Source organism: Providencia sp. PROV003 (assembly GCF_045040775.1).
GTDB classification, from domain to species: Bacteria; Pseudomonadota; Gammaproteobacteria; order Enterobacterales; family Enterobacteriaceae; genus Providencia; species Providencia huashanensis.
Genome location: NZ_CP096369.1, coordinates 220607 through 235690, shown reverse-complemented (window position 1 = coordinate 235690; position 15084 = coordinate 220607). Strand labels below are relative to the sequence as shown.

Below are 15084 nucleotides of genomic sequence, written 5' to 3'. Positions count from 1 at the left end.
CCTTAACAAGAAAATGATGATGGAAATTGGAAGTGAGCTTCAATACTTTGCTCATCCACATTATAAAGTGCTGCCAAGTTAGTAAGTGTTAACATACTTTTTGATATCCCTTGCCTTGCTCTGTGTTGCTTATCAAGCAAGATAACATGGTCAGCGACCGCCGCAGCATGTTGTGGGTGGTGAGTTGACATCAATATCGTCATACCATGGAATTTAAGCTTTTCAATTTGTTCAAGTAGGCGTATTTGGTTACCAAAATCAAGGCTAGCTGCAGGTTCATCCATAATTAAGAGTAATGGCCTTTGTATCAAGGCTCTTGCTATCAATACTAACTGTTTTTCCCCCCCGCTCAATGTGCTGTACAGTCGAGTTGCAAGGTGTGGAATGCTGAGCCGCTCTAATTGTTGAAGTGCTAAGTTTTTTTCGGCATTACTGGGTACAGAAAATAATGAAATATGCGGGGTGAGCCCCATCATTACCATATCTAATACGTTGAAGGTGAAAGGGGTATCGTGTGCTTGAGGTACGTAAGCAATTACTTTCGCGATATCACGCTGTGATAGTGAATTTAGAGAGCGGTTATTCAGTGAAATATCACCACTGATCGCGGGCAGCAAACCTAAGATGGTTTTCATTAGCGTTGTTTTGCCACACCCATTGGCTCCTAGTAGGCAGGTAATTTCTTTTTCAGGCAAAGAAAGATTGATGTCATCAATTATTGCAGTGTGATGATAACCAATAGCGACATTTTTTAGGGTCATAATACTCATTTAACCCGCCTAGTTTGTAATAATATAGCCAAAAAGAAGGGCGCGCCGACGGCAGAAGTTAAGATCCCTAATGGAAGTTCGATTGCTGCAATAGTCCGAGCTAGTGTATCAGTAATAAGCAGTAAGATTGCCCCAATCGCCATTGAGGCAGGAAGCTGATAACGAAAGTTAGCACCCACTATCATTCGGGTGATATGCGGAACAATTAAGCCAATCCAGCCAATAATTCCTGCGATAGAAACAGCACTCGCAGTGAGTAACGTGGCACAAATAATGAAAATGGCGCGTGTCAAACTGACATTGACCCCGAGACTTTTGGCTTCTTCATCCGATAAGCTGAGTAAATTCATACGCCAACGCAATAGCAATAGTGGGATGATAGCAATGATCATGAGTGGCAAGACGGATATTAAGTCTTCTTGCGTAATGGAAGATAGGCCGCCAAGTAGCCAAAATGTGATAGAAGGTAGTTGTGTATAGGGGTCTGCAAGGATTTTCATTAAAGAGATAGCGGAGCCACAAATAGCACTGACCGCAACTCCGACTAGAACTAGCGAGAGGATTGGGTCATGTTGCCTTGCTAAGTGAGCAATAAAGCAAACTAAGGCAACGGTAATTAGGCCACCAATAAATGCAAACAGCTGGATATAAAATAGTGATTGACCGAAGAATATCCCGATAACCGCCCCGACACCAGCCCCTGCGGAAACACCTAAAATATCAGGTGAAACTAAGGGGTTACGAAACATTCCTTGGTATGCAGCTCCTGCAATAGAAAGCCCACCACCAATTAAAATCGCGGCCAATGTACGAGGGAAGCGTATTTGCCAAAAAACTGTTTCATGACGAAGGTCGTTCAATGTTGTTTGTGATGAAAGTGGGTTCACAAGCAGGTGATAAAGCTCACTTAAAGTGAGTGAGTACTTACCACTTGTAAGGGCAATAACCAAGCTGATAAGTAAAATAATAACTAATATGAAGGGTTTTGCGCCTTTATTAAGTCGTTCATTCATGATTTTTCTATCAGCAAGTCAACTTGCTCCGGCGTTAAAGATGAATGATAAAAAAGCTCAAAATATTCGGTAATATCGGATTTAATGTGTATTGCGATATTTTTATCAAAATGACTTTGTAATCGCCTCATGCCGAGTAGGCGGTTAATGCCTGGAGGCCCATCTAGCCAGCCGAATGGCATTCCACTGAATATAAGTAATTTATTGTTTTTAATCGCATTTAAGCCTTTCCACAACGGGGAGGTTGTCATAAACCCAATGGCTTCTTCATATTGCGTTATAATGATATCTGGGTTCCATTGATATAGTTGTTCCATCGAAACTGTGGTAAGACCATGGAAGTTAGGAATATCTACAACATTATGTAACCCAAGCATTTCAATGGCTTCAGTATGAATTGAGCCTTTAGCACCGGTTTCTAAACCTTTTGCTCCGCGTGCAAGGTAAAAACTCAGTGGTTTTTGTCGGTTTTTACTCGCAAATGAAATCGCATCATCTAGGTATCGCTGAGCAAGGTGGCTGAGCTTTTGGGCTTGTGGAATGGCACCAAGGATTTCACCTAACTGAGTGAGTTGTTGCGGTGAGTTTTGTAGCCCCCCAGAGATTAATAAATAAGGAATATTTGTTTGTTTGGCGACTTTCTCTCCTTGTGAGCGATAAGTTTCGTCTATATTTCCAGTGTCAATAATTAGGTCTGGGTTATAGGACAACAGTTGTTCAAGGGATAATGTGCTACCACGACCCGCTAAACGGCCATAAACAGGTAATTCAAGCCACTGTGGAGCGAAAAGGCCAGTTTGCCCTTTTTTTAGGGAGATAGAAGCGAACCCGACCATTTTTTCAGGGGCAAGTGCAAACAGTAATAAGTCTGAAGGTGGGCCTGAACTTATTACCCGTTGAATATTATTTGGCGCGGGGAGTTTACCAAATAGGGCTTGTTCAACTTTATAACGAGTTTGTGCAAAACTCGGTAAGCTGTAAAAAGTAGCGAGAACGGCACTCAATTTAATAAAATGCCTACGATTTATGGCCATATTTAAATTTAATCTATTCGTTATGATAATAATTATATAACGCGGAAATTAACGGAGTCATGATAGAGAGTCAACCACAAAAATGGCGTTCTTAGGAAAAATCGACGTTTATGTGATGTGAATCAGCAACAAAGATTGCTATCCAGCAAAAGATCGCAGAACATAGCACCGTTAACGAATGGGATATCACTTTGGAATTATGAAGAAAAAAAGACCTTCTTTGCAGGATGTTGCCGACCAAGTTGGCGTGACAAAAATGACGGTGAGCCGTTTTTTACGAAACCCAGAGCAAGTTTCGGAATCTCTGCGTGAAAAAATTGCTCAAGCTGTTGAAATATCAGGGTATATACCTAATAAAGCTCCTGATATATTGTCAAATGCAACAAGCCATGCAATTGGGGTGCTATTACCTTCATTGACCAACCAAGTTTTTGCTGAGGTGATCCGAGGTATCGAGGCAGTCACTGACTGTCATGGTTATCAAACGATGCTGGCACACTATGGCTATTTGCCCGAAAAAGAAGAGGAGCGGCTGATGTCGTTACTTTCTTATAATATCGATGGGGTGATTTTAGCTGAGCGTACCCATACGGAACGGACGCTTCGCATGCTGAAAACTTCAGGGATCCCTGTGGTTGAAATTATGGATAGCGTTTCCCCTTGTTTAGATACTGCCGTGGGGATTGATAACTTTGAAGCTTCCCGCCAAATGACTCAAGCGATGCTCGAACGCGGTTGTCGTCATGTTGTGTATTTGGGGGCAAGGCACGATGAGCGTACGTTTATTCGTTTAAAAGGCTATGAGCAAGCAATGTTGGATGCCAACCTTGAGCCGCGTAATCTGATGACAGAAGCCAGTTCATCATATTCACTAGGTGCTCAATTATTGCATGAGTGTCGCGCTAAGTACCCTGATACCGATGGCTTATTTTGTACTAATGATGACTTGGCTATAGGCGCTATTTTTGAATGCCAGCGCTTAGGTATTCAAATTCCGGAAGACCTTGCCATCTCGGGGTTCCATGGTCACGATGTGGGGCAAGTCATGACACCGAAATTAGCCAGTATTTTGACGCCAAGGGACCTTATGGGGCGAAAAGCCGCAGAAGTGTTGCTGGCGAGAATGTCAGGGAATAAGCTGACGGAGACACATTTTGATGTGGGGTTTTCTCTACTCACGGGCGAGAGCATCTAATTATTTCCCGTCATACTTCAAATTATAGGGGTGTTGGCTGCTTTCGGCTACTCAGGTCACATACTTATGTATGCTCCCTGAGATATCCTCAATTTGCCGCCTACCTCTAATTCGAATTATTTAGGGAAATAGTGTGGTTTAATATAGCCTTAAAGCTAAATTTCGGCGTATGCACTAAAAGTATTGGCTGCACTCACCAACCCTAGTCACATACTGGAGTATGCTCCTAGGGCTTGGCTCGTTTGCCGCCTAGCGACACCACGAATTATTTAGATGAATATTAAAGATGGGTTAATTGAAATTTAAAATAAAACATACTTTTAAATTTCTATATTGTTAGTGCCTCTTTTTTCTTTGCCTATCTTCACTAAACTCAGATTGAGATAATCATCACAGATCTGTTCTCTTCTTCGCCAATTTGATTGCTAAATAAATCCTCACTGCTGATAATGTTACCCGTAACTTGTTACCGGTAACATAACGGTATTAATTAAAAGCCAGAATAATTTTGAATGCCTGAGGAGTTTCCTATGAGTGATACCCAACAACAAAACTATGCATTTGTACTAATGGGGGTATCGGGTAGCGGTAAATCTGCAGTAGCAAATGGCGTTGCTCAGGAATTACATGCCGCCTTTCTTGATGGCGACTTTCTGCACCCTAAAGCAAATATTTTAAAAATGGCATCGGGTCATGCGCTAAATGATGATGACCGCCAACCTTGGTTAGTCGCATTAAACCAGGCAATTTTTGCTATGCAGAGAACAAATTCTATTTCTTTAGTTGTATGTTCAGCATTAAAGAAAAAATATCGAGATATATTAAGAGAAGACAATAAAAATTTATTTTTTATCTACTTAAAAGGGGATTCAGAGGTTATTGAAGAAAGATTAAAAGCCCGTAAAGGGCATTTCTTCAAACCTGAAATGTTAAAAACACAATTTGCAGCCTTAGAAGAACCCAATGCAGCGGAAACTGATGTTCATATAGTTGATATTCGCCAAACTCTTGAAGATGTCATCGGTAATACCTGCTTAACGATTAAACAAATTGTCGCGGGAGAAAAATCATGAGCACGGTTGAGACGCTTAGCACATTAACATTGGTACTCACAGCGGTTGGCTCGGTAGTTTTATTACTGTTTTTAGTCATGTATGCACGCCTACATGCTTTTGTTGCACTGATGATAGTGTCAATTGGTGCAGGGTTGTTTTCAGGAATGCCAGTTCAACAAATAACCGAGACGATGCAAAAAGGAATGGCTGGGACTCTAGGTTTCCTTGCTATTGTTGTGGCATTAGGGGCAATGTTTGGCAAAATCCTGCATGAAACAGGGGCATTAGATCAGGTTGCGAATAAGTTACTTAACCTTTTCGGTGAGAAACATGCGCACTATGCGGTAGGTATCGCAGGGTTAATTTGTGCACTGCCATTATTTTTTGATGTCGCCATAGTGCTGTTAATCGGTGTGGTATTTGCAGTGGCAAATCGAACTGGGCATAACGTTGTCCGTTTAGCTATCCCATTATTTGCTGGGGTTGCTGCCGCTGCGGCATTCTTGTTGCCTGGGCCGACACCGATGCTGGTTGCTTCACAAATGGGCGCAGATTATGGCTGGATGATTCTCATTGGTCTATGTGCTGCAATTCCTAGTATGATCCTAGCGGGTCCTCTATATGGGCGATTTATTAGCCAGTTTGTACACATTGATATTCCTGCGGATTATAAAGCACCAAATACAGAACATGGCAAAATGCCAAGTTTTGGGTTCAGCTTATGTTTAGTGTTATTTCCATTAGTTTTGGTGGGTTTAAAAACAATTGGGACTCATTTTGTTGAGAAAGGCTCAACTCTGGAACATTGGCTCGAATTTATTGGTCATCCTTTCACTGCTTTATTACTTGCATGCTTGCTTGCCATATATGGTTTAGGTTTCCGTTATGGCATGAATAAAGAAAAATTGATGGAAGTTTGTTCTGCGGCGATCCAGCCTGCGGGGATTATCCTGTTGGTGACTGGGGCTGGTGGTGTTTTCAAACAAATTCTTGTGGATTCAGGTGTTGGTCCAGCGCTAGGGGATTCGCTAATCGGCGCGGGTTTACCTATTGCGGTAGCCTGTTTTGTTTTAGCGGGTGCTGTACGTGTTATCCAAGGTTCTGCAACGGTTGCGTGCTTAACAGCGGTAGGTTTAGTTCTACCCGTTATCAGTGAATTAGGGTATTCAGGTGCGCAGCTTGCTGCTTTATCAATCTGTATTTCCGGTGGTTCATTGATTTTAAGTCATGTTAATGACTCAGGTTTCTGGTTGTTTGGTAAATTTACTGGTGCAACTGAAGCGCAGACTCTAAAAACGTGGACGGTAATGGAAACTATCTTAGGGACGACGGGCGCCATTGTCGGTATGATTTTCTTCGTTTTCTTGTAATTTTTTAGGTATAAAGACAAAGGTCAGCTTTAATCGGCTGACCTTTTTGCTTTTCGTTACTGTAAAAGCTGGCTCAACTGGCTATATAAACCTCGAGCACTCTTTTTGTAACCATCAACAGACAAGTGTACATTGTCTGGTCGTGCTAAGTCTTGTGCTGCCCATGTACGGATTGAACAAGGGCCACCCATAAAGGCTTGCCAGTCCCAAAACAGCGTATGTTCCTGAGCTGAAACAGATTTCTGAATTTGAATAACATTCATTAAGTTTACAGGCATTTGAGCTTGGCAATTCATGGCATCATTAAATTTAATCGAATCATTCGGCCCGACTAATAAAATAACGCTATTTGGCATTTGCTGGCGGATTAAGCGGATTTTAGCGCGTAAATTTTGCTCATAAGCGGCAAGGTCTAACGTATCATTAAAGGCTTCATTAGTACCATAAGCTAAAATCACCATATCAGGTGACAGCTGAGCTAAAGTCTCACTCCATTGTGGTTGCCATTTATCTACCATACTAAGTGTTGCACCATTGATCCCTAGCGCGGAAAGCATAACCCCTGGCTTTTGTGAACGTACGAGCCAGCCACCAATCTTTAACCCAGCACTTTTATTGACCGTAACCTCTGCGGGTAACTGGGTGTTAACCGGGGTTGAAAAATACCACTGATAGCCTGTTGCCGGGAGTGCAATATTAGGTGAAACAGCTGGAGCCACACTCATTTGAGAGTCATTCGCGCTCTGGTATAGCGTTTGAAGCTGATAGGCCCCTAGAGCCGGTTGTAACGGCTTGAGTAGCACTTTACTCTTTGCGGCTTGTGGTTCAGCAATCATTCCCCCTAAGGGGTAATCAAAACGCTCATCTTTACGGCTAGAAGAAAGTGACCATTCTTTTTTCTCGCTCATGCGGTTAATGGTTGCAGTACGTTGCCCCGGAATAGAAATAGGAGGAATAAAGCCAGGACCTGCATCACCATAACGTTGCTGAAATAAACTCCTTAAATTGCCGCTGAAAAAATCAGCCGCAGTGTGGGAATCACCAATTTGAATAATATGAACTTGCTGGTTACCTTGACGTAATTTATTTGCTAATTGCGTTAAATTAGGCTCAGCATTGTTGATTAATTGCCCTTGAGATATAACAGTTTGTCCTTGTTTCGAACTTGGTATGCGCGTTTTGTCTGATGTATTTTGACAAGACAATAAGCCCAACGATAGCAGTGCAATGATGCTACCCGCTAAAATTTTGAGCTTAGCTTGACGCAGATTGTTCAGTTTCATGAGGTTCCTTTTCTTCCTCTGCTTCGAAATGGATCAATGAGAAAACTTTTTCTGCAATAAGTTGTTGCCCTTTACTGCTGAAATGAATCCCATCGCCACTTCTCAATTTAATTGTACTGCTTTCATCGCCGATATAGTCAGAGTAGTTATCGCCTTTATATTTAAAGACATCATTGACAGAAAAATAAATTTCGCCGTTACTTTCAACTTCAGACTGGTAGAGGCTTCTTAAGAATTTCATACCATCGGATAGCGTATTTTTACGCATATTAGGAGGACCAACCCAAATAACATCTACATTGTGCTGGCGTGCGGTCGATATTATATCATTAATACGCTCTCGGTAAACTTTTTCCCAGTCTTCACTTTTAAATTTGACGTATTTATAACCTGTTTTTGGTGGCATATCCCAAGGGTCATTAGGCCCTAAGAAAACAACAAGAACTTTAATATTAGGGTTATCATTCAATGCCTTAGCAATGGTTTGGGGCCAGTTGAAAAAGCGTGGATAGGCAAGGCCAGTGCTTTGTTTGCTTAAATTAATGCTATCGATATTATATTTTTTCAATAGCTTGTTCTTAACATGTGGAGCAATGCCTTGCATCATTGAGTCTCCTGCAAATAGAACTTGCTGGCCTTTTTCAATGTTGGCTATATGCTTCTCTACAATAGGTTGGTTTTGCTTGATAGCTAAGTGACTTAAATTGCCCTTGAGGCTTTTTGCTCTCGCTTGTGGGCGCTTAAGCAACTCAGGGAAAGTTATTGATAAGCTGTCTGCTGGGTAGATATAACCATTCATAAAATGCAGGCCCACTTGAAAACCGTCTGGGAAACTCAGCTTCTTGTTTTTATTTGCTAATGCTAATTCAGCGGCTTGCTGGTCGTCTTGTGCTTTTTGCCCTGAAGCATGATAAGTAAATACACTTCCCGCCTCGAGAGCACCGTCATGTAAATAAGCACCGTAATCCCAAATAGGGTTTCCTGCCATTTTCGCCCATGGTGTATCTTGATGATATTTTTGTTGCCAGAATCGCTCCAAAGAACCTTGGTTTAACCAAATCAACAACAGTCCTGCTAGTAACACAATAACTAAAACTTGGCCGGTTTTAATTAGGTTTTTTTTAAACTCAGAAGTTAGCATAAATAAACCCCGGCATACCTGAAGGTGAAAGCATAAACATAATTGTTAAAACAAGAGCAAGTGGAATAGGGTAGTAATACCAAGGGATATCTTGGTATTTTTTCGCCACATAATGGTAACCTTGTACAAAGTAAGGATAGGTAATGAGTAAGACCCAAAATGCAATAAGCAGACCTAGGCTTGCATTAATTGATGCAATAAAGCCTGGGGCAATAATTTGATTAATCATTAATATCGCATCATCAAAAGAAGCACTACGGAAAAAGATCCAAGCAAAACAGACAAAATGGAAAGTGATAATTCGTGAGACCCAAGTTGATAATGTTTTATTAGGGAGTGCCTTTGTCCAACCCAATTTTTCCATACACAAACTCTTTAAATTGAGTAAAACAATCCCTAAGCCATGTATTGCTCCCCACACCACGAACGTCATTGCGGCACCATGCCAGAGTCCGGAGATCACCATAGCAAGGAATACATTAGCATTCATACGGCTAAAGCCTTTGCGGTTACCTCCTAGTGGGATATAAATATAATCACGAATAAAAGTCGATAGGCTAATATGCCAACGTGCCCAAAATTCTTTTAGGTTTGCGGCTAAATAAGGGGCATTAAAGTTAACGGGTACTCTGAAACCTAATAATAAGGCGATGCCCGTAACAAGGTTGGTGTAACCGGAAAAGTTAAAGTAGATATTCCATGCATAGGCATAAGTGGCTACTAAGATCTCTCCTGCGCTATATCCGATAGGGGCATCAAAAACAGGGTTAACAAAATTTTCGGATAAGTAAGAACTAAATAAAAAGAGCTTAATTAGCGCCAGTGAAATCAACAGGATTGCCTTGCGACTATTGAGAATGGTTCGGCTTTCTGCTTGGATTTGAGGCATGAAATTTTTTGCGCGGTTAATCGGCCCCGCCACAATACTTGGAAAAAATGCAAGGTATAAAGCGACATCGAAAAAATCAGCTTTAGGAATTTCTTTACGGCATACTGAAACTGTATAACTAACAGAGTGGAATGCATAAAAAGAAAGACCGAGTGGAGCCAGTATTTCAAGAATAGGGAGCCCAACACTAAAACCAAATTTATCTAAAGTTTGCTGAATACTTTCTTGAAAGAAAGAATAATATTTAAAGTAGGTGAAGTAACCGATAATAACTGTGGCTAGGATGAGATAGACCCATCGATTTGATAGCCAATTTGTCACCCAGTTTGTGAGAAAATAAATGAATAGGGTATAACCAAATAAAATATAGGCAAAATCAGGGTTAAACGAATAAACAAAAAAATAGCTTGCGGTAATTAGTAGACCATTTTGTAGTTTTGCACTGGGCTGACAAGCCCAATAAATAAGAAAAAATATCAAGAAAGAGCCAAGAAACTCAAAAGAGAAGAAATTCATATTAGACTCAAAGATGTTAATTATTTTGGTAGAAGATGAGCATATGATATTTGATCTCTTCTTCTATGCAATCAGAATATTGCTCGTCATATTTTGAGTAATGATTTTGTTGGCGGCATTCAATTCCCCCGCAGGGTATCTGCCTGCTATAACATGAGCAATTTATAGCGATAAAAAAATCCACTTTGTTAAGTGGATTTTTTATATCTTGTACCTGGTGATACAATAATTAGATGCGAGTGGCTGCTCTTTTTTGAGCTTGTGTAATCAGTTCTTCATTACTCGCGTACATTTCTTGTAAATAACGGTTATAGGATGAACCTAACTCGGAGTACCCTTTCATATCATTGATAAGTTTTGTGGTATCTAACTCATCTTTTGATAGGCGTTGTTTTGCTCGTGAACTACGTAGTGATTCATAAGCATTATGGGTATTCATATTCTTCATATACGCTGTCACGGTATCTTCAACTGAAGAGTATGCTGAATAGCCTTTAACTTTACCTTTGTTAGTTCGGCACCCACTTCCGCAGCGCATACCAAATAAGTTACCGTTCTGTAATGCAAGTTGTGATGTACCCCAACCTGATTCTGTTGCTGCTTGTGTGGCCACTAAATGCGTTGGCATGATATCTACGCGACTTAATAGCTTATCCCAATTGATGCGTTTTGGGTTGCTACATTTCATACCATAGCTATCACAGATTTGGCTAAGACGGCGCAGTTCTTGAGCGCTCCATTTTTTATTTGCGCGAACGGATAATAACCAATTGCGCTCTTCCATAATCTGCTTATTAACTTTTTCAATAACAGGGACAACCGTTTTCAAAAATGCTTTCTTTCGTGGTGTACCAGAAGGGTATTTACGTAAATCAGGGAGTGATGTTTTGGCCTGACTTACATTTTGCACAGTTTTATTAGAGTACTCTTTATTGAGCATTGTGCTGGTACTGGTGGAGCCCATACTGAGGCTCGAAAATAAAAGTAAAAATAAGAAAGCGAAGACGGCGTTTGTCCTCATCGTTCGAGAGGGCATTTGCTTCTCCTAAGTATCTCTGAACAAAATTCGAGCGAATATTAGCAGATTAAATTTTTACGAGCTACTTTTATCCGGCTAATATTAGGTAAATTTCTGTATTGGATTGTAGGTTTTTTTGTTTATTTTTAACTGTATTGATTTTGATGTAAAAATAATATTTTCACATCTAGTTTTTATGGTTATATATTAAAATGTCTTACTTGTTTTTGCTTTGAATGGCTGCACTTAAGTTAAATTCGATTATTTATCACACAGTTCACTTAGTTATTATAAGGCTATTTTGCTCAATAAATAGCCACTTAGTCGCTTATTTTATAATCAAAATGGGAAAGACCTCTTTTTCCTAACGATAAAAGAGGGAACAAAAGTGAAATACAAATAGGCGGTATGAAAGGTAAAAAAAGCGAGTTAAGCTTCATTTTTACTCGTCACCTTGACCGTGATAATTTCGTTTAAGTGAGCAATTTTTAGGGGAAATTTAGGGTTGTAAAATCTGTTGCTGTATATCTTGTTGTTTAGCTTCTTCTGCAAGGGCCGGGAAGTCCGCAACAGTCCAATAATGGTTTGGTACAGGAAGTTGTCTCATATTTTCAGTGGGTTGCAAACGTAACTGAGCAAGTAGTGGTAAATTGTATTGTAGGTAGTTATCTGGCAGCGTTAATCGCAACCCTCCCCGAGGTATGATTTGAGTCGGTATTAAAGGTAGCCTGTCATCGCTGGTATTATAGTCCCTTGTTAATACAAGGAATTTTTCAGGTACTCTCCGGTAGCTATTCCACCATAGGCCATCAATGTTATCGAACATTTTACTTGTTTCGGCTCTATTTGATGCGCCCAATTGGTGCAGGGCTAAAGGTAAGATATTTTCTATGGATTGAGAAAAAACCGGCAAAGAGTTCGCTCGACCCTGCAAAATAACGGTCATTGCAAGGCGTGCTCCGAGCAAATTAGAGTAAAGATCTTCAGGGGAAAAAGCCGAGATCCCTTCTGAAAAGCCTGGAACCGATTGATAACCATACCATTGTGCAATTTCGTGCCATACGGCAAGTTGGAAAGCAAGTTTAGCCGCAAGATAGGCACTGAGCGTATAACGTTGGTGTGCAGATGGCGGTGGCGTAAAGGGGCTGAAATGAATTTGTCTACTGGCCAGTTCTTCACTTAGTGAAAGTGTCCATTCTTGGCCAAGGCGTGGATAAATTTGGCTGAATAAGTAAAAAGTATAATCTGCAGTATCTCTGACATGCGAGATATCAATAAACCCACCTTTATCTGTATATAATAAGCCAATTTTTTCATTACTAAGCCCCATTAAAGCTGCACTTGCCCCTAAAAAGCTATCATTATAATGATGCTCACCAAGGCTATCGGCTTCTACAATATTATCGATAGTATAAAAAGGAACGGGGAGCCCCCATAATTGTGCTTGGAGGTTGTACCCGAAGGCACAGCATGCACGTAAGCCTTGAGGAGGAACTAATGAAGGAATAACGGACCAATCTTGTGTAGCTTCTTCAAAGGTATGCGAAGTTAATACGGGGGAAATAGCGGGCAATTCAAGCTTGCTATGATTTTGGCATGCAGTTAATAGCAAGGCTAAACAAGACGCTTGAACCCACTTAAACATTAAAACGCCTCCCCGACCTGAAAATAGACACCAGTGCTATTACGGCCAATGCCGAAATCCAAACGTACATTCATTCTTGGCTTAAATTCAAAGCGATATCCGACACCAACAGTAGGGAGCCAGTGGCTTTGACCTAGTTCGGACGGTGTATCGCTCATCGTCCCTGTGCCTAACCAACCGACAATACCATGACGCCAATCTAGCTTATGCCTAATTTCTATTTGGCTAGTGAATATATTATTGTCGCGATAGCGACCTTCGTAATAGCCTCGCATTCGATTACCATTACCTAATAACGATAATTGATTCCATGGCACATTACCTGTTGAAAACCGCGCATAATTATCAAGTGCAACCACGGTATCTTCGGCAATCTGATGGTAGTAAGCGTATTGTAATTGCGTGGTTTGAAAACGGGTGTCGCTACCAAGATTTGGCGCAAAATAAGTGTAAGTCACTTCAAAGGTTTGCCCTTGGTATGCGTTAGGCAAAAAATCGCGGGTATCATAACTATAATAGGCGCTGACCCCTGAGTTGATAACAGAACGCCCACCGACGGAATTAGCGAAGTACTTTTTTGCACCATCATCTGGGTCGCTGGCATTAATTGATGAAAAGTTCCAACCGAGTCCAATATAAGTGGCATCCGTTAGTTTATACAATGCTCTTGGCGTTATTTGGAATTCTTGGGAATGGTACTTTTCTTTATTATGGTCGTTTTTACCTGCAGAATAGCCCTTTCCCCAATAATAAGTAGGAATGTTATTGATGGTACCCGAAATAAATAATCGCCACTGGTCGTTATCAATAAAATTATAATTAGTGAAATTCAAACCAAATGCGCCTGTAGATGAAGCGAAGCCACTTAACCCAATTGAAGAAGGTTGCGTTTGTTTATCTTCTTTATCTATCCGGTATAAACCAACCAGCGCAGTACCGATGCCTATCCCCATTTCAGGGGTATAAAAAGGCCCCGGCAAAACGCCCCAATCAATGGGTTTGCTGTCATCAAAGCTGTTTTCCCCCCCGAGGTTGTTTAACCAGCCATCAATTTGTTGGCGGTCGGGGAGAATATCTGCTTTAGCAGGGAAAAGAATAAAAAGGCTGACCAATGCCAGCCTTTGGATAATAGCCGAATACCACATTAAAAACGGAATTCTCCAGAGACAAAGAAAGTATTACGGTTATTAAAACCAAACTCAGTGAGTACATTAAAATTGCGAGTAAACTCGACGCGAGCACCGACAGTATTATTCCATTTATGGGCAAGGTGCTGTTTGACGTCGAATTTCATACCAGGTTCATCCATTGAGTTAATTATATCTTGGAATTTCCCAGGTAAATTGAGCTTATTGATATCACCTTTAAAACGTTGGGTAATATCTTGGTACATTGCACCAGTCCAAACTTGAACTTTGGTATTCCCTTGCCCATCAATCAATGGGTCAAAAGTAAATGTATAGCCAATTCGAGGTGAAATTATTAAAGCTTTAATATCACCATCAAGAATATCAAGGTCAGTTTTTGTATAATTTAAATCTAATGTTGTGAAAAAATCGTTATATCCCCCGGCTAAAGTAAACCCAGCACCATAGGTTTTACCTTTAAAATCTAAATCAAAAGGTTGGCCTTTCAATAAAGGATCTAGTGGTATAACGAATCCCGGAGCTAACTCGAAACTTCCACCTTTTAGTGTGGTATGGGACTTACCCTTAGTGTGACCATATAACCCATAAATATTTAAGAATGGAAATACCCATGAATCTAATTTAAGTGTATGGGTTTCACTTTTTTGCCGTGTATGTCCCGCTTCAATGTGTATCGCATTTGAAAACTCAGGGCTTTCAGGAGAAATAAACCCAATTCTGTCGACTACAATATCTTGGCGCATATTCATATAACCATAGCTTGCACCAAATGGCTCCGGCAAATCATAACCGCGGGCGCGTGCTTCATCACCCCAAATCGGCAGTACTCGTGACTCTGTAGCAGAAGAACGAGTAATACCGCCTTCGTTATTGTTTTGTGGCGCCCCTGACTCACTAACTGATACTGAAAATAATGGACGGTCGCTATCGGCAAAGCTTACGGGAATACATAAAAAAGAAGAAAGGATTAGCACATGACTGAATTGGATGCGTTTCATAACATTGGC

The 15084-nt window shown here is 40.8% G+C and carries 13 protein-coding genes; 3 read left to right on the top strand and 10 right to left on the bottom strand.

Annotation, left to right across the window (positions count from 1 at the left end; genetic code table 11):
• Positions 1–2 precede the first annotated feature (2 nt).
• From M1F14_RS00965 to M1F14_RS00955, 3 genes are read right to left on the bottom strand one after another with little or no spacing between them, the layout of a single operon-like run.
• A complete protein-coding gene (locus M1F14_RS00965; RefSeq protein ID WP_042848499.1) occupies positions 3–770 on the bottom strand; it encodes an ABC transporter ATP-binding protein in 768 nt (255 codons plus the stop codon).
• Positions 767–1783: an iron ABC transporter permease gene (locus M1F14_RS00960; protein WP_181469038.1), complete on the bottom strand. Its 1017-nt coding sequence runs from the start codon at positions 1781–1783 to the stop codon at positions 767–769. Before M1F14_RS00960 ends, M1F14_RS00965 begins: the two co-directional genes overlap by 4 nt.
• Positions 1780–2817 carry an ABC transporter substrate-binding protein gene (locus M1F14_RS00955; RefSeq protein WP_048608789.1) on the bottom strand — a complete coding sequence of 346 codons (1038 nt, stop codon included), beginning with the start codon at positions 2815–2817 and terminating at the stop codon, positions 1780–1782. Before M1F14_RS00955 ends, M1F14_RS00960 begins: the two co-directional genes overlap by 4 nt.
• A 199-nt stretch (positions 2818–3016) precedes the next feature.
• On the opposite strand from M1F14_RS00955, the gene gntR reads away from it, so the two are divergent.
• The 3 genes from gntR (at position 3017) to gntU (ending at position 6437) form a co-directional block, all read left to right on the top strand.
• Complete coding sequence (gene gntR / locus M1F14_RS00950) at positions 3017–4012, top strand: gluconate operon transcriptional repressor GntR (RefSeq protein ID WP_042848495.1); 996 nt, start codon at positions 3017–3019, stop codon at positions 4010–4012.
• A gap of 530 nt (positions 4013–4542) precedes the next feature.
• Positions 4543–5085 carry a gluconokinase gene (gntK, locus tag M1F14_RS00945; protein ID WP_042848493.1) on the top strand — a complete coding sequence of 181 codons (543 nt, stop codon included), beginning with the start codon at positions 4543–4545 and terminating at the stop codon, positions 5083–5085.
• Complete coding sequence (gene gntU / locus M1F14_RS00940; RefSeq protein ID WP_042848492.1) at positions 5082–6437, top strand: gluconate transporter; 1356 nt, start codon at positions 5082–5084, stop codon at positions 6435–6437. Before gntK ends, gntU begins: the two co-directional genes overlap by 4 nt.
• Positions 6438–6493: 56 nt before the next feature.
• On the opposite strand, the gene M1F14_RS00935 is transcribed toward gntU, so the two are convergent.
• The 7 genes from M1F14_RS00935 to M1F14_RS00905 form a co-directional block, all read right to left on the bottom strand.
• A complete protein-coding gene (locus M1F14_RS00935) occupies positions 6494–7720 on the bottom strand; it encodes an SGNH/GDSL hydrolase family protein (protein WP_181469040.1) in 1227 nt (408 codons plus the stop codon).
• A complete protein-coding gene (locus M1F14_RS00930; protein WP_071547652.1) occupies positions 7692–8861 on the bottom strand; it encodes an SGNH family hydrolase in 1170 nt (389 codons plus the stop codon). Before M1F14_RS00930 ends, M1F14_RS00935 begins: the two co-directional genes overlap by 29 nt.
• Positions 8848–10266, bottom strand: coding sequence for an MBOAT family protein (locus M1F14_RS00925; RefSeq protein ID WP_181469042.1), 1419 nt, complete (start codon positions 10264–10266; stop codon positions 8848–8850). The genes M1F14_RS00930 and M1F14_RS00925 overlap by 14 nt, the downstream gene beginning before the upstream one ends.
• 229 nt (positions 10267–10495) lie before the next feature.
• Positions 10496–11302: a protein bax gene (locus tag M1F14_RS00920; protein WP_042848487.1), complete on the bottom strand. Its 807-nt coding sequence runs from the start codon at positions 11300–11302 to the stop codon at positions 10496–10498.
• A gap of 481 nt (positions 11303–11783) precedes the next feature.
• Positions 11784–12929 carry a DUF4056 domain-containing protein gene (locus M1F14_RS00915; RefSeq protein WP_181469044.1) on the bottom strand — a complete coding sequence of 382 codons (1146 nt, stop codon included), beginning with the start codon at positions 12927–12929 and terminating at the stop codon, positions 11784–11786.
• Positions 12929–14074: a BamA/TamA family outer membrane protein gene (locus tag M1F14_RS00910; protein ID WP_042848485.1), complete on the bottom strand. Its 1146-nt coding sequence runs from the start codon at positions 14072–14074 to the stop codon at positions 12929–12931. Before M1F14_RS00910 ends, M1F14_RS00915 begins: the two co-directional genes overlap by 1 nt.
• A complete protein-coding gene (locus tag M1F14_RS00905; RefSeq protein WP_042848483.1) occupies positions 14074–15075 on the bottom strand; it encodes a hypothetical protein in 1002 nt (333 codons plus the stop codon). Before M1F14_RS00905 ends, M1F14_RS00910 begins: the two co-directional genes overlap by 1 nt.
• Between the last annotated feature and the right edge of the window lie 9 nt (positions 15076–15084).